The following is a 24,454-nucleotide window of genomic DNA, read 5'->3' as shown; positions in this document are numbered from 1 at the left end:
GATGTTATAGTGTTGTTTAAAACTATGGCTAAAATACTATCTTTACCCTTGAATAAAAAACAAAATCAATGAAGTTCGAAAAGGAATACGACCTAATTTGTGTGGGTGGTGGAATTATGAGTGCCAATTTAGCATTGTTAGCTAAAATCCTAAATCCTGAGATGAAAATCTTAATTTTAGAACGCTTAGACAAGGTAGCACAAGAAAGTTCTGCAGCGTGGAATAATGCAGGTACTGGGCATTCTGCTTTATGTGAATTAAATTATTGTCCGGAAAATGAAGACGGAAGTATCGATATTTCTAAAGCGATAAAAATTTGTGAGCAGTTCGAAATTTCAAAACAACTTTGGGCGTATTTGGTAGAAGAAGGTTTAATTGAAAATCCACAAGATTTTGTAATGCCTGTGTATCATCATAGTTGGGTATTAGGGGCAGAAAATAGCGATTATTTAGAGCGTCGTTTTAAGGCATTTAAGGAGCATTTTATGTTTAATTCGATTGAGTTTACAAGAGATATAGAGAAAATGCGTGAGTGGTTTCCATTAATTGTAGAGAATCGTAATGAAAAGGAAGTAATGGCAGCTTCAAGAATAGACAGAGGGACAGAGGTGAATTATGGAGAGTTAACGAAAATACTTTTTAAAGTATTGGAAGAAAAATTTAACACACCTGTACACTGTAATTCCGAAGTATTAGATATTGATCCGGACCCAGAAATTGATTGGACAGTTGAAGTTAAGAATAGCAAGACAGGAGCAATTGAAAATATAGATGCAGAACATGTATTTATTGGGGCAGGAGGTGCAAGCTTATTGTTGTTGCAAAAAGTAGAGATTGATGAAAAAGAAGGGTACGGTGGTTTCCCTGTAAGCGGAGAGTGGTTAGTATGCAATAATGAAGAAATCACTAAACAGCACAACGCGAAAGTATATAGTAAGGCAGGAATTGGAGATCCGCCGATGTCTACTCCACATTTAGATACACGTTATATTGATGGCAAAAAATCGTTGTTATTTGGTCCTTTTGCAGGTTTTAGTCCGAAGTTCTTAAAAGAAGGCTCAAATTTAGATTTGTTTAAATCGATACAATTCGATAATATTTCACCAATGCTAGGTGCTTTTTGGCAAAATTTACCGCTAACAAAGTACTTGATAGAGCAAGTAATGATGAACAAAGAAGATAGAATGGAGTCGTTACGTAAGTTTATGAAAAATGCTAAAAGTGAAGACTGGGACGTGGTAAAAGCGGGTCAGCGTGTTCAAATTATTAAAAAAGACGAGTACGAAGGAGGGAAACTACAATTTGGTACCGAAGTAATTAGTAGTAAAGACGGAAGTATTACCTGTTTGTTAGGAGCATCACCAGGAGCATCTACAGCGACAGCAATTATGTTAAAAGTGTTGGAAAAAGCTTTTCCTGAATTTTTAGATTCAACTAAAGGAAAGGAAAAATTAAAACAAATGATTCCTTTTTATAAAACTGAAATTACAGAGAAAATATTTGATAAAGAATTAGCGAGGACAAGAAAATTATTAAAATTAAATTAATTAAGTGTTTTTCCTTTTATCAAGTTTAAATTAAAGATTAAATTTGACATATAATAACGGGTAAGTTATTGATTTTACCCCTGAAATATCACTCTAAGTGATTTAATGAACCTCCGATATTCATAGGTCGGAGGTTCTTCAGTTTTATAAACTTTTTATTTTTTTTTCAATTTAAAGCAACCTTTTTTTAAAACTTGTAGTCTATATATTTGTAAGCAGGTAAAAACAAATATTTGGATTGAAAATTATTCCGTTACATAATCGAGAAAAATCGTTAATTAAAAAAGCGATTGATCAAAACAGAGAGGCACAGCAACAATTGTTTGAGCAATTTTCGCCAAAAATGTTGAGTGTATGTAGGCAATATGTAAAAGATCTACATCATGCGGAAGATTTAATGTTACAAGGGTTTTTAAAGATTTTTATCAACTTGCACAAATTTAAAAACGAAGGGAGTTTTGAAGGTTGGATACGTAGAATTATGGTTAATACATGTATTTCTTATTTACGAAAGAAAAATCCGATTCAGTTAACCGATGAAGATTATTCTTTTAACGAACAGGCTAATCATAGTTTAGAAAGCACCTCGGTAGAAGACATTCAAAAACTAATAGATCAATTACCCGATGGCTATAAAATGGTGTTTAATTTATATGCTATTGAAGGTTATAAGCATTCAGAAATAGCTCAACAACTCAATATTTCTGAAAGTACATCTAAATCGCAATTATTTAAAGCACGTAAATGGTTGCAAACAAGTTATATTAAAATGAACGAGATTAAAAATGCAGATAAATAAGATAGATAAAGCCATAGCAGAGAAGCTCAATAAACGTGAGTTACAACCATCTGTATCTGCTTGGGAACGATTGAGTAATCAATTGGATGAGCAAGAGACCAAACAAAATAAAAAATGGTTAGTGTATGTTGGGTATGCTGCGAGTATAATTGTGTTGATATCAACTTTTATATTCATCAATCAAAAAGAAGAAATTAAGCCTACGAAAAATATTATAGTAAGTGTTCCTCTAGATACTATTCAGTTGAAGAATATTGAAGATAATACAGCCCCTAAAATTGAAGAAGCGATTGCAGATGTTACTGAAGATCTGGAGAAAATAAAAGAAAAAAGGAATAGTAAAAAATCAGTTAAGAAGCATCAAGTTATTTTGAAAGAGTTTTCGAAGGAAGCCAAAGAAAAAACAATTATTGCTCAAGTTGAACATCAAGAAGAAATAATTGAAAAAGATACTTTTTCAAAGGTTGATATGCAAAAAACAAAAATGAATTCAAAAGAAGGAATTCATATAAATGCAGATGATTTGTTATATGCCGTTACGCATAGTCCTGAAGAAGTGAAAACATATTATGCAAAATATAATATCAACCGTAAAGATGTTATAGATACCATTCAAAAACAACTTATAAAATCGAATTTAAAAATAGATCCGGAAACTATTTTAGCTGAAGTTGAAAATGATATTGAAGAAGCCGATTTTCAGCAGAACTTTATGCAAAAATTCAAATTAAAACTATCAGATGTTATTGTAGCAATTGCTGATAGAAATAAATAAGAGCGCTCAATTTAAATTATCGATAAGTAAACTTACCAAACCGTAATTCGTTTAATTTTAAAAATTTAATAATGAAAAGAATACTACTAATTTTAGTGTTGTTATGTACAACTATTGCCCAATCACAAGAAAAGATTTTTGAAAAAGAAGTGAAAAAGATCTCTGATAAAATTGAGCGTATCATACAGCAAGAAAAAGATAGCTTAAAACAAAAAGTGAAGAAAATCAATCTTCAATTAGAAGAGGGTGAAATCACAGAACAAGAAGCGGAAAAACTTAAAAAAGATGCGGCTCAGATTCATGCAACAAATATTGAAAATAGAGTAGGAGCCGAAGAGCAAAAATTACAGCAATTAGTTCAAGACAAAACTAATGGTAAAATAGCAAGTGCCGGTGATTATGAAGAAACAGTTAATTTTCGAGTTTTTGATCATGATATTACTTTGTTAAGTGTTGAAAGAGATGAGAAAAGAAGGAAAAGACGTTTTAGAGATAAGCGTACTACAACACAGTTTGTATTTGCTTTAGGGGTTAATAATGTTTTAGTTGATCATAATTTGAATTCTTTAAACAATTCTGATTATAAATTTTGGCAGTCACATTTTTATGAGTTAGGATTTACATGGAAAACTCGATTGTCAAAAGAACCTTCAAAAACATATTTTAAATACGGATTTTCTTTTCTGTGGAATAATTTACGAGCGGAGGACAATCAATATCATGAAGTTAACGGAGAAGAAACAGATTTAATAGTATTCGATCAATCACTTTCAGAAAGTAGATTACGCCATGTACAAATGATTTTTCCTGCACATTTAGAGTTTGATTTTTCAGAAAACAGAAAATATGATAATGGCTTTGTGCGAGATAGAACACATCAATCTATACGTTTGGGAATCGGTGGTTTCTTCGGATTTAAGTTAGGGACACGTCAATATTTAGAATATATAAATCCTAATGGAGTAAAAGTAGAGGAGGTACAAAAGAATAGTTTTAATACCAATACATTAAACTACGGGTTAAGTGCATTTTTTGCCTACAAAGGTTGTGGACTCTATGCAAAATATGATTTGAATCCATTATTCAAAAATACAGATACTCGAAACATATCTCTTGGATTACGATTTGATATCAATTAAAAACTAACTACAAAAAAAAGCAACGATTAATTCGTTGCTTTTTGCTCTTCCCATTCTTTTCTGAGATCTTCAGAAAGTTTCCCGGTTCCGTCATGTTTCCATCCCGGAGGTTTAATAAAATATTTTAAACGATTAAAAAATGAAGTTTTGGATGTGAAAACATCTTTAAACATATTACCCCATTCAATAAAAGCCACTTTTACTGGGTTGTAAGTTTCTATGTTGGTTACTAAACCGTATACAGGTTTTTCAACTTCTGGTTCAAATGTACCAAACATTCTATCCCAAATGATAAAGATACCTGCATGATTTCTATCCAAATACTGAGGATTCGTTGCATGGTGTACTCTGTGATGAGATGGAGTGTTAAAGATATATTCGAACCATTTAGGCATTTTGTCTATCAATTCGGTATGAATCCAATATTGATATAGCAAACTAACCGACATTTGCATAATTACCATTACAGGGTGAAATCCAATTAGTACTAAAGGAAGCCAAAAGATAAAAGTATAAAAACCACCTGTCCAAGTTTGGCGTAGTGCCGTAGCTAAATTATATTTTTGTGATGAGTGGTGTACAACATGACTTGCCCAAAATAACCTGCTTTCATGTGCTATTCTATGATTCCAGTAGTAGGCAAAATCTTCAGCAAATAATACTAAAACCCAAGCCCACCAAGTGAATTCAATAGTGAACAGACGGTATTTATATAGAAATAAAAACGCGCCTAAAATGATTACTTTTGTAAGTAAACCCACTATTACACTTCCTATTCCCATAGATAAAGAAGTAGCCGTATCTTTAATTTCATAATCCTCTAGTTTAACATTAACAGTTAAAATAGCTTCAATAATAACGGTAAAAATGAAAAATGGGATAGCATAATAAATGATATCGGGTAAATTAGGGATTTCCATATAAATAATTTAGTTGCTGCAAAATTAACGAAAATATAATTTTAAGTCAAATTTTTTACATTATTAGTGGAAAATATTAATAGTTTTAAAATTTATATAATATATAGCTTTTTAAGTAAAAAGGTGTTCCTGGTGTGAAGTGAATTTCCTCTACACTTTCTGTTTCGTTTTCTAATCTAGATTCTGTGGCAAATTGAGTTTCGTTCCAATCAGAATTAAATAGGTTGTTAATGGTGATTCCAACATCAAAATTTTTCCATTTTTTACCCAAGTTAAAATCTGTAATAAAGTACCCTTTGGCAACGATAGAATTATCTTCATTAGCAGGTCTAGATTTTAAGTATCTGTAATTTAATCCACCATAAAACCCATTTCTATTCAATAAATTTAATCCTCCAGTTAGGGTTAAATCAGGAGCTAAAGGAATATAATCGTTACCTTTTTCTTCATCAATAGTACGAGCATGAGTATAATTGATGTTGTTGTTAAAAAACAACCAATTATTAATGTGATAACGTAGACCAAAATCTAATCCTTTTCTACTTGTTTTCCCACTTGGTTCTACGATTCCAGCATCACCAACATATACAAATTCTTGATCTAGATACAAATACCAAGCAGCAGTGTTTACAATTAATTTAGAACTTGGAGACCAAATAAACCCAAGATCTGCACCATAAGATGCTGGTAAAATTTTAATTCCGCTTTGAGAAATAACACCTCTTGTGTCGTTAGAATGAAAACCTTTACCCGATTTTAAGTATAACTGTAAATTTTTAGATTGATTGTAAAGTATGTTTAGTTTTGGACTTAAAATTGATTTTTGCTCTTGATTGTTTGTGTAGTCTTCAGATAATAAATCGTTATATATAAATTTAAAATGATCTAAGCGTAATGCAGGATTTATGATCCATTTTTTTATTTTAAATTCGGTATTTATATAACCAAAGAAGTTCGTTTCATCAATATTTCCAAATTGAATTTGGTTCAATGTAGTTTTTCTGTTTAAAGTATGTGATAACTCGTTTGCGTTACTTTTGTCACGTCTATATCCAATAGCAGTCTGTGTAGAAATTTGAGTATTCTTATAACTATATTTCTTATTGATTTCAGATAAAAATCCGAAGATATCTCGAGATTCTTGCTGTTTTATTTGATCTCCATTTACAGGATCTTCTAAAAAGAAGGTAAAGTTAGAGTACAACTCAAAGTTATATTTAGAATAGTATACACGATTCTTAATTAAGGTATTTGAGTTTAGCTGTTTATCGTAATTCAATAAAAAATTACTTCTACTGGTTAATCCACCTTCAGTATCATCAATAGCGCCAAATCTATCAATTAGCCCATTATCAACTGCTCTTTGAGGTATTTGACCAGAAGCATCCCAACTACTTGTAAAATGAGACAGTGTGATAGCTAACTTATCATTTTTATTTAGTTGAGTTTTATATTTTCCGAAAATATTAATTCGATTAAAGTTTTGTGGGCTATCAAATGGTCCGTCAGTCATTAAAAGCTCTGAAGCAACATACGCTGAGTTGTCCGTATCATTTAATAAATTGAATAGACCTAAAAAACGACTTGTGTTAAACTGCCCAATTTCCAATTTAACAGAACTATCTTTTACATAATCTTTGGTAGCAAATGATACATGACCAGCAGTAGAGAAATTTCCTTGATCTGCATAATAAGAACCTTTTCCAAAATTTATTTTTTGAATGGTTTCCGGTATTAAAAAATGTAAATCTGCATATCCCTGTCCATGAGCATGAGAAACCATGTTTACAGGTATTCCGTCTACATCAATAGTAATATCAGTACCATGATCAAGGTCAAACCCTCTTAAAAATAACTGTTCAGCTTTTCCGCCACCAGCATGCTGACCAATAATTAAACCAGGAACTTTGCGTAAAATTTCTTGTGAAGAATTTACCGGGTTCACTTGTAAATCTATATTCGTAAATAAATTTAAAGCATTAATACTTGGATTAATAACTATCTCAGGGATTTTAATTTCTCTTTCTGTTAGATAAATCTTTATAATATCATCTATGTTTTTTATAGTTACGGTTTTTGATTCATAACTGATATGACTAATTGTCAAAACATCGTTTTCTGAAACATTCGTGATAGTGAAAAAACCATCTAAATTTGTATGTACGTGATTCCCGGTTTTTTGATGAAATATATAAACCTCTTGTATAGGTTTATGACTTGAGTCTAAAATATAACCTTTAAGGTTTTGACCATAACTTGTTTGAAAAAGTATTGTAAACAAAATAAATAATCTTTTTTGTTTCATTTTCTAAATTTTTATTCTTTTAAAATTAAGACAAACATAAATTTTTTCTAGTATTAGAAATACTTCATATGATAATAAATTTTAAAAGTGACATAAGATTGTTGAATAACAATAAAGTTGTATATTTGCACTCTTAAAAATTTAATAATTAAACAATTTATTATGAATCATTACGAAACTGTTTTCATTTTGAATCCCGTTTTATCTGAAGTTCAGGTAAAGGAAACAGTACAAAAGTTCGAGGACTATTTGGTTTCTAAAGGTGCCGAAATGATACACAAGGAAGATTGGGGCTTAAAAAAATTAGCGTATCCAATCGAGAAGAAAAAAAGTGGATTTTACCACTTATTAGAGTACAAAGTTGCAGGAGAAGCTATTACTCCGTTTGAATTAGAGTTTAGACGTGACGATAGTGTTATGCGTTATTTAACTGTAAGGTTAGACAAGCATGCAGCAGCTTGGGCTGAGAAAAGAAGAGGACGTGTTAAATCTACAAAAAAGTAAGAAATGGCATCTATTGAACAACAAGCAAAAGGAGGAAAACAAGGAGAAGTTAGATATTTAACTCCGTTAGATATTGAAACTAAAAAAGAGTCAAAATACTGTCGTTTTAAAAAGAATGGTATTAAATACATCGATTACAAAGATGCTGACTTCTTAATGTATTTAGTAAACGAGCAAGGTAAAATTTTACCAAGACGTTTAACAGGAACATCATTAAAATATCAACGTAAAGTGGCTCAGGCTATTAAAAGAGCTCGTCATTTAGCTTTAATGCCTTACGTTGGAGATATGTTAAAATAATTAAAGAAGTAGAATTATGGAATTGATATTAAGACAAGACGTAGAAAATTTAGGTTTCAAAGACGACGTTGTAACTGTTAAGAATGGTTATGGACGTAATTACCTAATTCCTCAAGGATATGCAGTTTTAGCTACTTCTTCTGCAAAGAAAGTTTTAGCAGAAAATTTAAAACAACGTGCTTTTAAAGAAGCTAAATTAGTAGAAGATGCTACTAAAGTAGCTGAAACTATTAAAGGTTACGAAATCAAGATCGCTTCTAAAGTTGGATCTGGAGATAAATTATTTGGATCTGTAAATAATGCTGATGTTGCTGAAGCTATAGCAAAAGCAGGTACAGAGGTTGAGAAAAAATTTATCAAAGTTACTGGAGGTAGCGTTAAAAGATTAGGAAAATATAACGCAGCTGTTCGTTTACACAGAGCTGTTGTTGCTGACATTGTTTTTGAAGTAGTTGCTGAATAAGTAAGTTCTTTGTTAAAGAAATGTTAATAAAAGTTAAACCCGTTCATAATGAACGGGTTTTTTTTATGTATTTTTGCGCAAAATTTAAAATACAATTAAAATTAATTTAACAACAACAACAACAACAACAACAAAATGAAGAAAATTTTCTTTTTAATTTTAGTTTTTATGGTAAGTTTATCTGCAAATGCACAGGTAACTACATCAAAAATTAAAGGAACAGTAACCGATAAAGCTGGGGAGCCTTTATTTGGTGCAAACGTCGTAGTATTACACGTGCCTACAGGTACTGTTTCTGGAGCTGTAGCCCAAGATAACGGTCGTTATACCGTACCGAATTTACGTGTTGGAGGGCCTTATACAATAACATTTAGTTATGTAGGTTTTAAATCTCAAGAAGTAAAAGATGTTTTTTTAACATTAGGAAAAACAACAAATATTAATGGTTCTTTAGCAGAAGATGGAGAGCAATTACAAGAAGTAGTTATTTCAGCTTCAAAAAGTAAAGTTTTTAATAGTGATAGAACAGGAGCACAAACAAGTGTATCTGCAACTCAGTTAAAAACATTACCTACAATTTCTCGTTCTGCTTCAGATTTTACACGTTTAGAGCCTACAGCAAGCGGTGGTTCTTTTGGAGGTAGAAATGATCAGTTTAATAATTTTTCTTTAGATGGATCTATTTTTAATAATCCATTCGGATTAGATGCTGCAACACCAGGAGGACAAACAGATTCTCAACCAATTTCTTTAGACGCAATTGAACAAATTTCTGTTTCTGTTGCACCTTATGATGTTACATTATCAGGATTTACTGGAGCTTCTGTAGATGCTGTTACTAAGAGTGGTACTAACGAGTTTAAAGGTACTGTGTATGGTTTTTACAGAAATCAAGACATGACAGGAGGAAAGATTAAAGGAGAAGAAGTAACGAAGCCTAAATTGTCTCAAAATCAATATGGTGTAAGTTTAGGAGGTCCGATTGTAAAAAATAAATTATTCTTTTTTGCAAATTTTGAAAAAGATGAAAGATCAGATTTAGGAACATTTGGATGGACTCCTAATAATGGTGATGGTACTACTAGTATTAGTGAATCAAGAGTATTAGAATCTGATTTAATTGCAGTAAGTGATGCTTTAGCTGGTTTAGGATATAATACAGGAGCTTATAAAGATTTTACGTATGATTCTGGTTCTACTAAAGGTATTTTTAAGCTAGATTGGAATATGAATGAAAAACACAGAGTGGCTTTTATTTATAATTTCTTAAGAGCATCTAAAGAAAAACCAGCACACCCTACAGCTTTAGGGTTTAGAGGACCAAATGCAACTACTTTGCAATTTGAAAACTCTGGTTATGAGATTAATAACAATATAAATTCTTTTTTAGTTGAATTAAATTCAACTTTTAATGAGTCTACGACAAATAAATTACAAATTGGATATACGCATTTTGATGATTTTAGAACACCTTTATCTGTACCTGCTCCAGTAATTAATATTCAAGAGAATAGTAGTAACTATATTGTTGCAGGTCACGAACCCTTTTCTATTAATAACAAGTTAGATCAAAAAGTATTACAAATAACAAATAATATGAACTTTTTTAAAGGAGATCATACATTTACAGTTGGTTTTTCTTTCGAAAAGTTTATGTTTAAAAACTCTTTTAATTTAGGTTCTTATGATAACTTCGGAAATCCAGCAGGTTACTACGGAACTTTCTTTGCACCATATTCAAGTGTGTCTGCTTTTTTAGCTGATGCAGCAGACCCTAATGGAGCGCTTCAAGCAAATTTAGCTTATGCACAACAAGTATATAATTCTAGAAATTCTGCAGGAGCAGGAGAAGATGGTGGTTGGAAATTATCTGAATTAAATGTTGGTCAATTAGGATTTTACGTGCAAGATGAATGGGAGGTGAGTGATAATTTTAAACTAACCTATGGTGTTCGTTTTGATAAACCATTATATTTTGATACTCCGCAATTAATTCAAAAATTTATTGATACAGATAATGGAGCTACAAGAGATGAGTCTATTTCTTATTATAACCCAAATACAAATCAAGAAGTTTCTTTAAGTTCTACAAAAATGCCTTCTAATCAATGGTTAATTTCACCAAGGGTTGGTTTTAACTGGGATGTAAATGGAGAAGGTAAATTACAAGTACGTGGTGGTTCTGGTTTATTTACGGGGCGTTTACCATTTGTATGGTTAGGAAACCAAGTAAGTGGAGCTGATGACGGTTTTTTCCAATTAGTTGATCCTGATTTTAAATTTCCACAAGTATGGAGAACAAATATTGGTGCAGACTATAAATTTGAAGGTGGATATGTTTTAACTGCAGATGTTGCCTTTACTAAAGATCTAAATGGAGCTCACGTTCAAAATTGGGGATTAAGAAATCCAACAGGAACATTAACAGGGGCTGATAATAGAGCTTATTATACAGATGCAGATAAAGGTGATGGTAATGATGCATTCGTATTTACAAATTCTGATAAAGGAAGAACATTTAACTTCTCTACAAAATTAGAGAAATCTTTTGAAAACGGAATTTATGCGAATGTAGCCTATAGTTATTTGAACTCTAAAGATGTAAATTCTATTGAAGCAGAAATTACAGGAGATGCATTCGGTTTTAATCCCGTAGTTGGAAATGCAAATAATGATAATTTAGCTTACTCTAAGTATGGTGATACACATAGATTTATTGGTGTAGTTTCTAAGAAATTTACTTATGGTGGAGATAAATATGCTACTACTATTGCCACCTTTTTTGAGTATGCTAAAGGAGGAAGGTTTAACTACACATATGGAGGAGATATTAATAATGATGGTTCAACAGTAAACGATTTATTATATGTACCAACAGCATCTGAATTATCATCTATGCAATTTGGTAGTACTGAACAAGCGGAAGCTTTTGAATCATATATCCAACAAGATGAGTATTTAAATGAAAGAAGAGGAGAGTATGTAGAACGTTATGGTGCTTTAGCTCCTTGGAGAGGAAAATGGGATGTGAAAATTTTACAAGATTTCAACATTAATGTATCAGATAAAAAACAAAATACAATTCAAGTTAGTTTAGATATTTTAAATTTTGGTAACTTACTTAATTCTGATTGGGGAGTTGTACAACAAGTTGGTAATGTTCAACCTGTAGGTGTAAGTTTCCCTGATGTAGATCCTACAAATACAAATCCGGCTAATTACATACCAGATTATACTCAAGAACCAATTTATAGTTTTGATCCAAATAACAAGAAAACATTTACTAATGATTCTAGTTTGTTATCTCGTTGGCAAGCACAAATAGGTTTACGTTATATCTTTTAAAGTAAAACCAATTTAAATAAATTAATAAGCCTACTTTTTTCAAGTGGGCTTTTTTATTTTTAGTAGAATCAAAATTTAGCTTTAAAATGGTAAATCCTGTGTAAAAAAGGGGGTTTTCCTGTGAATTACTAGTAAAATAGTTAGATATTTGTAATGTTAATAAAGCAAAGGGGTCTTTATTAATAAAATTTTTGAAATATAGTCTTTTGGGGATTGGATTATATTTAAAAAAACTCTGACTTATATTATATAGTCAGAGTTTCTTCATTTATATAACCAGTTCTTGGTTTTTAATAATATCATCAAAAGTTTCTCTTTTACGTATTAAATAATCTTTTCCTTCATGCATCATCACTTCTGCTGGGCGATAACGAGAATTATAATTGGAAGCCATAGAATAGCAGTATGCTCCAGCATTGTAGAAACATAAAATATCTTCTTCTCTAATTTCATGGATTCTTCTGTTCGAACCAAAAGTGTCAGTTTCACAAATATACCCAACAATGCTGTAAAAACGCTCTCTTCCTTTTGGATTAGATAAGTTTTCTATATGATGATAAGAGTTGTATAACATGGGTCTTATTAAGTGATTAAATCCACTGTCAATACCTGCAAATACTGTTGATGTTGTTTGTTTAATTACATTTACTTTTGCTAAAAAACACCCAGCCTCACTCACTAAAAATTTTCCAGGCTCAAACATAAGAGTCAAATCTTTACCATAGTCTTTACAAAAATTATTAAAGCGTTTGGTAAGTTGTTTACCTAAATCTTCAATATTAGTTGAAATATCTCCTTCTTTATATGGAACTTTAAAGCCACTACCAAAGTCAATAAAATCAATTTCCTTGAATTGTTTAGCTACATCAAATAAAATTTCTGAGGCCATTAAAAATGTATCTACGTCTAAAATATCAGATCCTGTATGCATATGTATACCATTAATATGCATTCCTGTATTTTCTACAACTCGAAGTATATGTGGTACTTGATGAATCGAAATACCAAACTTAGAATCGATATGACCAACAGAGATATTACTATTTCCACCTGCCATAATATGTGGGTTGATACGAATACAAACAGGTATTTCTGGATGCTTTTGTCCAAATAATTCTAAAATAGAAAGATTATCAATATTAATTTGGACTCCTAATTTAGCAACATCTTCAATTTCTTTTAGAGAGACACCATTTGGAGTGTAAATAATGTCTATCGGGTTAAAACCAGCTAACAAACCAAGTTTAACTTCTTGAATAGAAACGGTATCTAATCCACTGTGTAAATTCTTAAATACTTTAAGGATGTTGATATTAGATAGCGCTTTAACAGCATAGTTGATCTTTACATTTTTTACCTTAGAAAATGCACTTGTAATACGATTATATTGATTTTTAATTTTTTCAGTATCATATACATACAAAGGGCTGTCATATTTTTTAGCAAGACCTAGCAATAATTCTCTATTCATTATGTTCTTAAATTTATAAATTCAAATGTAGAGAATCAATTATAAAAAAAATATAAGTTTAAAAGAATATAACACATCCATTACATGTGTGAAATTTTTCTGTTTTTAACTGTTTAAAAAGGGGTTTTTTCCCTTAAGAAAGAATTGAATTATTAACCATATTTGCCATGTGAATAAAGATAAGGGGCTTTATTTCATTTTGATATTACTTTTAAAGGGTAAGTAATATCACAAAACTCCGGCTTAGGCCGGAGTTTTGATTTTTATAAAGTATTTAGTTTTAAATTAAGTGCTCAGACAAATTTAATAGCTACTTTTTGAGCAATTCCTATAATAACTTCGGTAGCTTTTAATATAGATTCTACCGGTACATATTCGTAACGACCGTGGAAGTTATGTCCGCCAGCAAAAATATTAGGACATGGTAAACCTTTATAAGATAGTTGAGAACCGTCTGTACCACCACGAATAGGCTTAATTAAAGGAGTAATTCCCATGTCTTTCATGACTTCCTCAGCAATATCAACAATATGCATCACTGGAGTTACTTTTTCTTTCATGTTGAAATATTGATCTTTAATTTCAACTTGAATTAAATTTTTACCTAATTTTTTGTTGATTTTTTCAGCAGTTTCTTCCATTAACTTTTTGCGTCCTTGGAATAAATCCATGTCATGATCTCGGATAATGTATTTTAAAACTGTTTGTTCAACTTTTCCTTCCATAGTATGTAAATGAAAGAAACCTTCGTAGCCTGAAGTTTTTTCAGGAACTTCATTGGCAGGCAAAGCATTAATAAAATCACTGGCAATAGTCATAGAATTGATCATTTTTCCTTTAGCATAACCTGGATGTACAATTTTACCGTTCACAGTAATTACAGCACCAGCAGCATTAAAGTTTTCATATTCTAATTCTCCAATCTGACTTCCATCCATAGTATAGGCCCATTCAGCTCCAAATTTATCAACATCAAACAAGTGTGCTCCTTTACCAACTTCTTCATCAGGAGTAAAACAAATTCTTATTTTTCCGTGCTTAATTTCTGGATGCTGAACTAAATATTCCATTGCTGAAACAATTTCAGTAACACCTGCTTTGTCATCTGCACCTAATAATGTTGTTCCATCTGTAGTAATAATGGTTTGTCCTTTGTATTGTAATAAATCATCAAAATAATCTGGAGATAAAACTATGTTTTCAGCTTTATTTAAAACAATATCTTTTCCGTCGTAGTTTTCATGAATTTGAGGTTTTACATTAGCTCCTGTAAAATCTGGACTCGTATCAACATGTGCAACAAAACCAATGGTTGGTACTTCGTAATCTAAATTACTAGGTAAAGTTGCCATTAAATAACAGTTTTCATCTAATTCAACATCTTCCATTCCAATTTCTTTCAACTCTTTTTCTAAAACTCGAGCTAAGTCCCATTGTTTTTCAGTACTTGGAAATGCAGGATTATTTGGGTCAGATTCTGTATCTATCGTTACGTATTTTACAAATCTATTTATGATATGTTGCTTGTTCATGAATGTAAATTTTAAAGTCTCAAAAATAAGTATTTTTGACCTTATTTTTTTATTTAATAGAGGGTTTATTGTAGATTAAAATCTAAGAATTAAAAGACTATTATAGAATAGTTTTTTGCTGATTATAAGCAATTAATAAATCTACCACATAACTGTAAGATGCGATTCCTTTTTCTTGCTTATTGGCTTTTAAATAAGAGTTATAACCTTTTTTTAAATAAGGCTCTATGGGGTTGTCGAACTGTTTCCAATGTAAGTAACTTGCTCTAAAATCTTTAGAGATCCCTTTATTTACAGTTTGCCAAAGTTGTTTAGATAATTCTTCATCACGTTTTCTAACATCAGAAATTAAATAGTAAAATGCCATTCTATAGCCAGAATATTTAAAATAAATGTCTTTGTTTGCAATAGCAGCTAAGAAACCAACAAAATTAGCATCATTTTCGGCAGACCAACCAATTTGATGTGCTATTTCATGACAAGTGGTTGCAGGATAGCCAGTTTTGGGAATCATATCATTTACATGAGCTTCACCAGTAAGAGGATTTAAATAACCTGCTGTTCCGTTGTAGGATTGCATCAAGCTTACTAAAGAGCTTTTTACCGATGGTTGTGTATAATTTAATTGCGGATATGTTTTAGCCAAGGTTTTATAACCGTCTAACGCTTTGTTATAAATTTCTTTAGTTGAATACGGAACTTCAACTTTTAAAGTATCATTTTGTGTAATTTTAAATTGGTATTCGTTTAACTTAAAAATTACATTTTTAGTAGTTTCAACTAATTGTTTTGTAGAATACTTAGATTGTTGTAAATCCAAACTGTTTGCTAAGGGTTCACGAAAATAATTGAGCCCCCAAAAACAATAAAAACAAAAATAAATAATTGATAAAATAGCGGTGAAGTTTAATAACTGAGGAATAAAATTCTTAAAACGATTTTTTATCAATTTATAAATGGAACGAATTAATAAAACCAACAGAATAATTCCTAAAGTATCTCCAAAAGAAAATGGAAGCCAACCCAAAAGGATACGCAAAATTTTTGATATTACAGGATAAAATCCGTTTGAATAATACTGCTCAACCCAAGTTGGGTGTTGACTTATAAAATACACAAATAATACCTGAACAGGCAATAAAATAGTAAGGTATAACGTTTTTTTATGTAACTTCATTAAGTCAAAAATAAGAAAGATTATAGGTTATCAACAAGTTAGTAACATTTAAATTAAAAATTTGTGAAAAAAGAAAAATGAATATCGTTCCTACAAATATCATTCTAATAAATTACTTTTGCCACTATGGAAAAAATGCAGTCTTTGAAAGGGACAAAAATAGATAGAGCACGAATTATTAGCTTAGAAAAAGGAAAACTACCTCCGCAAGCTTTAGACTTAGAAGAAGCAGTGTTGGGGGCAATGATGATTGATAAAAAAGGGATTGATGAAATAATTGATATTCTACACCCTGAAGCTTTTTATGATAGACGCCATCAAGAAATTTATGCGGCTATTTATGCACTTTTCCAAAATTCTGAACCGATTGATTTATTATCGGTTTCTAATCAACTTAAAAAAGAAGCAAAATTAGATATTGCTGGCGGAGATTTTTACTTAATAGGTTTAACTCAAAAAGTAGCCTCTTCTGCACATATCGAGTTTCATTCGAGAATTATCCTTCAAAAATATATTCAACGAAGGTTAATTACGATTTCTTCTGAAATTATTGAAAATGCATACGATGAAACCACCGATGTTTTTGATTTATTAGACGATGCTGAAGGAAAGTTATTTGAAGTAACACAAGGGAACCTAAAAAAAGGAGCAGAAGTAGCAGAAAGTCTTGTTTCACAAGCGATTAGTAAAATACAGGAAATCTCTAACAAAGAGGGTATGAGTGGTTTAGCCACAGGTTTTACAAAGTTAGATGCATTAACTTCTGGTTGGCAGCCTTCCGATTTAATTATTATTGCAGCACGTCCAGGTATGGGAAAAACGGCGTTTGTAATCTCGATGGCAAAAAATATGGCCATCGATTTTAACGAACCTGTAGCTCTTTTCTCATTAGAGATGTCGTCTGTACAGTTAATTACACGTATGATTTCTTCTGAAACAGGATTAACTTCAGAAAAATTGCGTAAAGGTAACCTTGAGCCACACGAGTGGGAACAACTTAATGTTAAGGTTAAAAAATTATCTGATGCACCTATTTTTATTGATGATACACCAGCACTTTCAATTTTTGATTTACGTGCAAAAGCACGTCGTTTGGTATCACAACACGGTGTAAAGATTTTAATTATAGATTACTTGCAGCTAATGACAGCAGGAGGATCTGGAGGAAACCGTGAACAAGAAATCTCTACGATTTCACGTAACTTAAAAGCACTCGCAAAAGAATTGAGTATTCCCGTAATTGCATTATCTCAGTTATCGCGTGCGGTAGAAACCCGTGGAGGAAGTAAACGACCGTTATTATCTGATTTACGTGAATCTGGTGCGATTGAACAAGATGCTGATATTGTATCGTTTATTTTTCGTCCAGAATATTATGGAATGACAGAATGGGATGACGATGATCATACACCTTGTGAAGGACAAGGAGAATTTATTGTGGCAAAACATCGTAATGGTGGATTGGACAATATTCGTTTGAAGTTTACAGGACATTTAGCAAAATTCTCAGATTTAGAGGAAGGTTTTAGTAGCGAATTTCAATCGAGTATGAATGCCTTTTCAGATGATGTTTCGCCAAGTAACTTCCCTTCACCTGAAGATGCTTTTGGACCAAGTGATGATGATGTACCGTTTTAATGTAAAAACTAATCTTAAATATTAAAAAATACACAATTGCTAATTTGTAATTGTGTATTTTAGTTTTTACATATGAAGAAGTTTAATTTAATTTTTGTTTTTTTATTAATAACCAACTCAATATGGGCATCCTTTATTTATGTGCCTATGAGTCATGATAATCAAAAAAATCATTTAAAAGCGTACGGTATTGTGTACTATGCATTAGAAAATGGATTAAAAGCAAAATGGTTATTAAATTATGATGGTGGTGCATTTCTCATAGAAAATAACGAATCGGTAGCGAAGGAGTGTAAAATTAGAGGAGTTTCATACCAAATTATTTCTGATGTAAAATCTCAATTTATTTTAGAAGAGATTTCATCTCCCTCTAAAAATCAAGAAGCAGTAACTTTAGAAAAAGCACCGAAAATTGCTGTGTATTCTCCAAAAGATAAGTTACCATGGGATGATGCTGTAACCATGGTATTGAGCTATGCAGAAATTCCGTTTGATGTGGTGTATGACGAAGAAGTATTAAATGAGAAACTATTAATGTATGAATGGTTACACTTACATCATGAGGATTTTACTGGTCAGTATGGTCGCTTTTATGGAGCGTTTAGAACAGCTCCTTGGTATATTCAACAGAAAAAAGATGCAGAAGCGTTGGCTGCTAAATTAGGGTTCAGTAAGGTTTCTGAAGAGAAAAGAGCAGTAGCAAAAAAGATTAGAGATTATGTAATTGGTGGCGGATTTATGTTTGCTATGTGTTCTGCAACCGATAGTTTTGATATTGCCTTAGCAGCTGACGGAGTTGATATTTGTGAAGCTATGTTCGATGGTGATGCTTCAGAACCGAATTATCAATCAAAAATCGATTTTAATAAGACTTTTGCATTTAAAGATTTTGAACTGATTAGAAATCCGACTACTTACGAGTTTTCTACCATTGATATGACGCGTAAGCGTAGAATAAAAAAAGAATCAGATTATTTTGTATTGAAAGATTTTTCAGCAAAATGGGATCAAGTTCCAACTATGTTGTGTCAAAATCACACACAAATTGTCAAAGCTTTTATGGGGCAAACTACGTCGTTTGATAGAAATACCATAAAATCGACCATACTCACTTTAGGTGAAAATAAAACCAACGGAGAGGCACGTTACATCCACGGAACAAAAGGAAAGGGGATGTTTACGTTTTATGGAGGCCACGACCCTGAAGATTATCAGCATAGAGTAGGAGATCCAAAAACCGAGTTAGATTTACATCCTACCTCACCAGGTTATCGTCTTATTTTGAATAATGTATTGTTTCCTGCAGCCAAAAAGAAGAAACAGAAAACTTAATAGATTTACACAATAAATGGAACTATATTCTCAATGTAGAATCTCTAACAATTAAGTTTGTTTTTATTTCAATGGTTTTATTTCCTACATTATATGTATTTTCATTTATTATGTCTTCTATAAGATACTTTACTGCTGTTTTTCCTATTTTTCTCCCTGGTTGATCTATTGTAGTAAGTTTCGGTTCTATTATAGTGGAGCTAAAAGAGTTACTAAAACCCACAACAGCAATTTCTTCAGGAATCTTTATTTTATGTTTATTAAGGTTCTTTATAGCACCTATAGCACAAGAATCTGTTATTGCAAAAATAGCATCTGGTCTATTCTTAAGTGTTAGAATAATATTTGTTAGCCTTTTTCCTTGAGCCATCGATATATCTTCTGTACTTAGTATTAATTTTTCATCGATGGCTATATTATAATCTTTTAAAGCTTGTAAGTAACCTTCAAACCTTTTTTCAGAGTTAAAAGAATTTTCACTTTCTTTAAATATTGCTATTCTTTTTTTTCCAATATTTATTAAATGTTCTACAGCATTATAAGCAGCTTGTTTTTCATTTATAATTACTTGAGTACAGGGAATTTTACTAGAGACTTTGTCAAATAAAACAAGAGGTATTTTATCTAAAACATTTAAAACACTTTCTATGTTTTTTGTTTTTTTTGTTAAACACATTAAAAGTCCATCTATACCAAACTGAAACATAGTATCTAACATTTCTGTTTGTTTGTTAAAGTTGTTTTTAGATTCGCAAACAATAACTCTGTATCCTTTCTTTTCAGCTTCATCTAAAATTCCTTCAATAATGGTAGAGGTAAAGTAATGAGATATCTTTGGTACAATTACTCCTATAATACGAGTTTTATGTGTTCTAAAACCTTTTGCAAATAAATTAGGGATATAATTCAATTCTTTTGCTTTTCTTTTCACTTTTTCTTTGGTTTCAATACTAATATCTGGGTGGTTATTTATTGCCCTCGATATAGTTGAAATAGATAAATTTAAAACTTCAGATAATTCCTTTAATGTAACTCTTTTCTTTTTCATTACTCACTTTTTATGAAGACTAAACTAATAAAAAATAAATAATTATCGGGAATATTTCAAATTTTCCGGTAACGTTTGCGGTATTTATATTGATAATTTCTTAAATAAGATAGGTTTGTATTTATAACTTAGCAATTAAATAAGTGTTTAATTATTAAATTAAGAATATTATGAAAAAACATATTTCTATAATAGTTTTTGTTTTATTTTTTTCAGTAACGTTTTCGCAAACCCAAGTTACTGGAAATGTAAAAGATAATTATGGAAACCCTATACCAGGAGCCAATGCAATTATAAAAGGAACATCATTTGGATCTGAAAGTGATTTTGATGGAAATTTTTCATTTGTTGCAGAATTATCAGGAGTACAAACTTTGCAAGTCTCTTTTATAGGGTATGAAGACTTTGAAAAAGTAATAAACCTTAATGAACCAACATTTACTATTAGTGTTGTTTTAAAGGAAGGTACACAACAATTAAATGAAGTGGTATTGACAGGAACATCCATTACACGGTCACAAAAAGAAACACCACTTTCTATTACTTCTATAGGCGCTAAAGAACTTGCAAAGAAAAACACAAGTAGTCAAGCAGATATTTTAAGAAGTGTGCCAGGTATAACTGCAGAAGGTGGTGGTGGTGAAGTTGCTTCTAATATTTTTGTTAGAGGACTTCCTTCAGGCGGACAATACCAGTTTAATCCATTACAAATTGATGGAATGCCAGTACTAAGTACATTTGGGTTAAATTCATCTGCACATGATGTTTATTTTAGGAATGATATTGGTATGCGTAGTTTAGAATTTGTACGTGGTGGTTCTTCAATTTTATATGGTGTAGGTTCTGTTGCAGGGATAATTAATTATACAAGTGTTACTGGTAGTAATACTCCAAAAAGTATTATAAAAACAGAAATAGCTTCGAATTCAAGATATAAAGCAGACTTTTTAACAAGTGGGCCTTTAGGTGGAAAAGATTCTAAAACATTTTATGCATTATCAGGGTTTTACAGATATGATGATGGTCCAATAAAATCGGGATTGCCTACTGAGGGATTTCAGTTACGAGGAAATATAAAACATATTACTGATCATGGATCTGTAACATTTTCTGGGCAATTTATAGATGATAAGGTACAATTCTTTTTACCTTTTCCATTAGAAGGCGGTTCTCGAGAGCGTCCTAAAGGAAATGATGGAGGAACCATATATACCTTACAAACTTCTGAAGCAGCTAATTTTTCTTATGCTACACCAAATGGTATTTATAACTCACCAATAGAAGATGGAGTAGCTACTAAAGGGGGATATTTTCTAACAGATTTTAAACATAATTTTTCTGATGAGTTTAGAATGAATGCTAAACTTAGATATTCTAAATATGAACATCAATTTAACTTATTTTTAGATGGGAGTGGTGTTGGAGGAGCAAAAGCAGTAGAAACTCAACAAGAATTTTTAGATGCTCGCGCGTTAACAACAGGAGAATTTACATATTTAAATGGCCAACCAGTAGCATCTAATGCACTTTTATATGCGAATAGAATTTTAGATAGAAACAGACCATTAACAGAGTTAATGGCAGATATAAAACTAACCAGAGAGATAGAAGAACATACAATCACTTTAGGAACCTTTATGTCTAGATCTAAGGCTGGTGATTTTAACGTAATCACAGGGTATTTAAGTGAATACAATAATAGACCAAGGTTAATTAATGTGTCTGGTTATACAATGAATGGTATCACTAACCGAGGAATGAGTTATACGAATAGAAATATAAATAGTAATAAGGTCGCTGTTTTTTTAACAGATGAGATTAAGTTAGATCGTTGGAATTTTGATATTGGTATTCGTTATGAGAGAGCTTCAGGAGATATAGAAAATGAAGGAGTAGAATCTTACGAAGTGGATGATACAGGTATAGAAGGTTTGGATAATGTAATTTGGGGTAATGGAAACTATGTTAGAGGTCATGTCTCTGCAGATGATTTTGCAATAGCATTAGCCGGATTGTATAAGGTAAATGAAAGTATTAGTGTTTATGGAAATTTTTCTAGAGGATATTTCTTTCCAGAACTAAGATCTACAAAGTTTGATGATTTTAATAATCCATCATCATACGATACAGAAAAAATTATACATGGAGAATTGGGTTTAAAATATGGTAAAGCTAATTTTTCAGGAACATTAGCAGCTTATTATGTGACTTTAGCAGATAGAAGATCTATAAGTTTTGTAAATACTTCTACAGGTGGTACAACAGAAGAAGTAGATACTCAAGATACTGAAACTTTAGGATTAGAAGGATCTTGGAATTGGAAATTTGCTAAAAATTTTAGTTTTGGAGGATCGGCAACTTACCAAGCTCATGAAATAACAAAATCTGAAAGTAACCCTGAATATGAAGGTAATGAACTAAGAAGACAACCTAATTTATTAGCAAATTTAGGGTTAGACTATGATGACACAAAATTTGATGCGGGATTTGTTTATACATACACAGGTGATAAATTTTCGAATGACGCAAATAGCATCGAACTTGATGCTTTTGGTTTAGCCAGTTTAAATTTGGGATATACTTTTTCTGCAGGGGATAATGGAGAAACTATACGACTAGGTACTCAAGTATTTAATCTGTTTAATTCTCAGGGAATTACCGAAGGGTCTCCAAGACTAGGTAACAACCAAATAGAGGAAGAATATTTTGTAGGGAGACCAGTATTACCAACTAGGGTTTTCTTTAATGCTACATTTAAGTTTTAAGATAAATTTATTAATAATAATTAAATGCATTGGTATCATTACATTGGTATCAATGTATTTTTAAGCCTTTTTTATGGAAAGAAAATTAAGAGAAAAAGCAAAAAAAGTATTAAACGCAAATTATAATGAAGAAGGATTTACTATACCTTGCGAAGGTTTATATCCTTTTCAATGGAAGTGGGATTCTGGCTTTATAGCTATAGGTTTTGCACATTTTGATATGTTTAAAGCTAAAAAAGAAGTAACAACCTTATTGGATGCTCAATGGGAAAACGGTTTTATACCACATATAGTGTTTCATAATGAAAGTGATAGCTATTTTCCAGGGCCAGATTTTCATAAATCAGAACTTCATCCATTAGCGTCAAAAAAATATAAAACGACTGGTATCACACAACCGCCAGTTTTGGGGTTTGTTCTTCAAGAATTATATAGAATTGCAAATGATAAAATAGATGTTTTAAACTTTATTAAAACAGAAATAGATAAAGTATATAATAACCATAAGTATTTTTATGAAAATAGAGATCCAAATAACGAAGGATTAGTCTATATCTATCATAATTGGGAATCTGGAACAGATAATTCCCCTATTTGGGATAGTGTATGGGAAACAATGGAGAAAGATACTCCCCACTATAAATTTGAAAGAAGAGATACGACACATGTCGATGCATCTCAACGACCTTCTAGCAGGGAATATGATTATTATTTGCATATTATTGAAATAGCCAAAGCAAATAATTATGATGATGTAAAAATAGCAGAATTATCACCTTTTTTAATTCAAGATCCTTTATTTAATGCAATGTTGATTAAATCTAATCAAGCATTAATAGATCTTTATAAAATTATAGGAAATAATGATGATAAAATTAAAACATTAAAAGATTGGCAAAGTAAATCTAAACCAGCATTTAACGATAAATTATTTGATAAAGAACTAGGTGCTTATGTACATTATGATTTAAGAAACGAAAGACCTATTCGAATGATTACATCATCATCCTTTTCACCATTGTTTGGAGGAATTCCAAGCCAAGAAAGAGCAGGTGTATTAGTTAATACATTAAAGGCTAAATTTGGAGGGGATGATAAATATTTATGTGCCTCTTTCGATCCTGAAAATGAAAACTTCAATCCTAAAAAGTATTGGAGAGGCCCTGTTTGGGTTAACCTTAACTGGTTATTATATTATGGATTAATGAATTATGGATATGATGATTTAGCACTAAGAGTAAAAAATGATACTATTGAGCTAATTACAAAATGTGGTTTTTATGAATATTTCGACCCTAGAAAAGAAATTTATAAAAAGGAGTGTAGTGGATATGGAGGTAATAATTTTTCATGGACAGCTGCTTTATTAATAGATTTATTGGATAACTAACATT

The 24,454-nt window shown here is 31.1% G+C and carries 18 protein-coding genes; 12 read left to right on the top strand and 6 right to left on the bottom strand.

Annotation, left to right across the window (positions count from 1 at the left end; translation table 11 throughout):
- Nucleotides 1–68: 68 nt before the first annotated feature.
- The 4 genes from mqo (at nucleotide 69) to C7447_RS07490 (ending at nucleotide 4,260) form a co-directional block, all read left to right on the top strand.
- Entirely contained in the window at nucleotides 69–1,547 is a 1,479-nt protein-coding gene (gene mqo / locus C7447_RS07505; protein ID WP_148869895.1) for a malate dehydrogenase (quinone), read from the top strand.
- Between the two features lie 238 nt (nucleotides 1,548–1,785).
- Nucleotides 1,786–2,346 carry an RNA polymerase sigma factor gene (locus tag C7447_RS07500; protein ID WP_148869894.1) on the top strand — a complete coding sequence of 187 codons (561 nt, stop codon included), beginning with the start codon at nucleotides 1,786–1,788 and terminating at the stop codon, nucleotides 2,344–2,346.
- Complete coding sequence (locus C7447_RS07495) at nucleotides 2,333–3,121, top strand: hypothetical protein (RefSeq protein ID WP_148869893.1); 789 nt, start codon at nucleotides 2,333–2,335, stop codon at nucleotides 3,119–3,121. The genes C7447_RS07500 and C7447_RS07495 overlap by 14 nt, the downstream gene beginning before the upstream one ends.
- A gap of 71 nt (nucleotides 3,122–3,192) precedes the next feature.
- The gene (locus C7447_RS07490) at nucleotides 3,193–4,260 is read left to right on the top strand and encodes a hypothetical protein (RefSeq protein WP_211354906.1); all 1,068 of its coding nucleotides are present in this window, start codon (nucleotides 3,193–3,195) and stop codon (nucleotides 4,258–4,260) included.
- 26 nt (nucleotides 4,261–4,286) lie between these two features.
- On the opposite strand, the gene C7447_RS07485 is transcribed toward C7447_RS07490, so the two are convergent.
- Nucleotides 4,287–5,180, bottom strand: coding sequence for a sterol desaturase family protein (locus tag C7447_RS07485; RefSeq protein WP_148869891.1), 894 nt, complete (start codon nucleotides 5,178–5,180; stop codon nucleotides 4,287–4,289).
- Between the two features lie 85 nt (nucleotides 5,181–5,265).
- Nucleotides 5,266–7,485, bottom strand: coding sequence for a TonB-dependent receptor (locus C7447_RS07480; RefSeq protein ID WP_148869890.1), 2,220 nt, complete (start codon nucleotides 7,483–7,485; stop codon nucleotides 5,266–5,268).
- 162 nt (nucleotides 7,486–7,647) lie between these two features.
- Between C7447_RS07480 and rpsF the strand changes: the two genes are divergently transcribed.
- The 4 genes from rpsF to C7447_RS07460 all read left to right on the top strand — a co-directional run bounded on the left by rpsF (nucleotide 7,648) and on the right by C7447_RS07460 (nucleotide 12,097).
- Nucleotides 7,648–7,989, top strand: coding sequence for a 30S ribosomal protein S6 (gene rpsF / locus C7447_RS07475; protein WP_148869889.1), 342 nt, complete (start codon nucleotides 7,648–7,650; stop codon nucleotides 7,987–7,989).
- A gap of 3 nt (nucleotides 7,990–7,992) precedes the next feature.
- Nucleotides 7,993–8,289, top strand: coding sequence for a 30S ribosomal protein S18 (rpsR, locus tag C7447_RS07470; protein WP_148869888.1), 297 nt, complete (start codon nucleotides 7,993–7,995; stop codon nucleotides 8,287–8,289).
- Between the two features lie 16 nt (nucleotides 8,290–8,305).
- Nucleotides 8,306–8,752 carry a 50S ribosomal protein L9 gene (gene rplI, locus C7447_RS07465; protein ID WP_148869887.1) on the top strand — a complete coding sequence of 149 codons (447 nt, stop codon included), beginning with the start codon at nucleotides 8,306–8,308 and terminating at the stop codon, nucleotides 8,750–8,752.
- Nucleotides 8,753–8,887: 135 nt separating this feature from the next.
- Nucleotides 8,888–12,097: a TonB-dependent receptor gene (locus C7447_RS07460; protein ID WP_148869886.1), complete on the top strand. Its 3,210-nt coding sequence runs from the start codon at nucleotides 8,888–8,890 to the stop codon at nucleotides 12,095–12,097.
- Nucleotides 12,098–12,365: 268 nt separating this feature from the next.
- Here C7447_RS07460 and lysA read toward each other — a convergent pair whose 3' ends face one another.
- The 3 genes from lysA to C7447_RS07445 all read right to left on the bottom strand — a co-directional run bounded on the left by lysA (nucleotide 12,366) and on the right by C7447_RS07445 (nucleotide 16,277).
- Nucleotides 12,366–13,568, bottom strand: a complete 1,203-nt coding sequence (gene lysA, locus C7447_RS07455; protein ID WP_148869885.1) for a diaminopimelate decarboxylase — start codon at nucleotides 13,566–13,568, stop codon at nucleotides 12,366–12,368.
- Between the two features lie 293 nt (nucleotides 13,569–13,861).
- Complete coding sequence (pepT, locus tag C7447_RS07450) at nucleotides 13,862–15,100, bottom strand: peptidase T (protein WP_148869884.1); 1,239 nt, start codon at nucleotides 15,098–15,100, stop codon at nucleotides 13,862–13,864.
- A gap of 100 nt (nucleotides 15,101–15,200) precedes the next feature.
- Nucleotides 15,201–16,277, bottom strand: coding sequence for a DUF3810 domain-containing protein (locus tag C7447_RS07445; RefSeq protein WP_148869883.1), 1,077 nt, complete (start codon nucleotides 16,275–16,277; stop codon nucleotides 15,201–15,203).
- A 126-nt stretch (nucleotides 16,278–16,403) separates the two neighbouring features.
- Here C7447_RS07445 and dnaB point away from each other — a divergent pair, with 126 nt between their 5' ends.
- Together dnaB and C7447_RS07435 are read left to right on the top strand one after the other, a co-directional pair.
- Entirely contained in the window at nucleotides 16,404–17,915 is a 1,512-nt protein-coding gene (gene dnaB / locus C7447_RS07440; protein ID WP_148869882.1) for a replicative DNA helicase, read from the top strand.
- Nucleotides 17,916–18,062: 147 nt separating this feature from the next.
- Entirely contained in the window at nucleotides 18,063–19,247 is a 1,185-nt protein-coding gene (locus C7447_RS07435) for an asparagine synthetase B (protein WP_148870174.1), read from the top strand.
- A gap of 22 nt (nucleotides 19,248–19,269) precedes the next feature.
- Here the strand turns inward: C7447_RS07435 and C7447_RS07430 are convergent, their stop codons facing one another.
- Nucleotides 19,270–20,295: a LacI family DNA-binding transcriptional regulator gene (locus C7447_RS07430; RefSeq protein ID WP_148869881.1), complete on the bottom strand. Its 1,026-nt coding sequence runs from the start codon at nucleotides 20,293–20,295 to the stop codon at nucleotides 19,270–19,272.
- A gap of 170 nt (nucleotides 20,296–20,465) precedes the next feature.
- On the opposite strand from C7447_RS07430, the gene C7447_RS07425 reads away from it, so the two are divergent.
- Nucleotides 20,466–23,060, top strand: coding sequence for a TonB-dependent receptor (locus C7447_RS07425; protein ID WP_148869880.1), 2,595 nt, complete (start codon nucleotides 20,466–20,468; stop codon nucleotides 23,058–23,060).
- A 73-nt stretch (nucleotides 23,061–23,133) separates the two neighbouring features.
- Nucleotides 23,134–24,450: an MGH1-like glycoside hydrolase domain-containing protein gene (locus C7447_RS07420; RefSeq protein ID WP_148869879.1), complete on the top strand. Its 1,317-nt coding sequence runs from the start codon at nucleotides 23,134–23,136 to the stop codon at nucleotides 24,448–24,450.
- Nucleotides 24,451–24,454 lie beyond the last annotated feature (4 nt).

This window comes from Tenacibaculum adriaticum, from assembly GCF_008124875.1.
Classification (GTDB): Bacteria; Bacteroidota; Bacteroidia; order Flavobacteriales; family Flavobacteriaceae; genus Polaribacter; species Polaribacter adriaticus.
The sequence above is the reverse complement of the archived record's forward strand: the minus strand, read 5'-3'. Positions and strand labels throughout refer to the sequence as shown.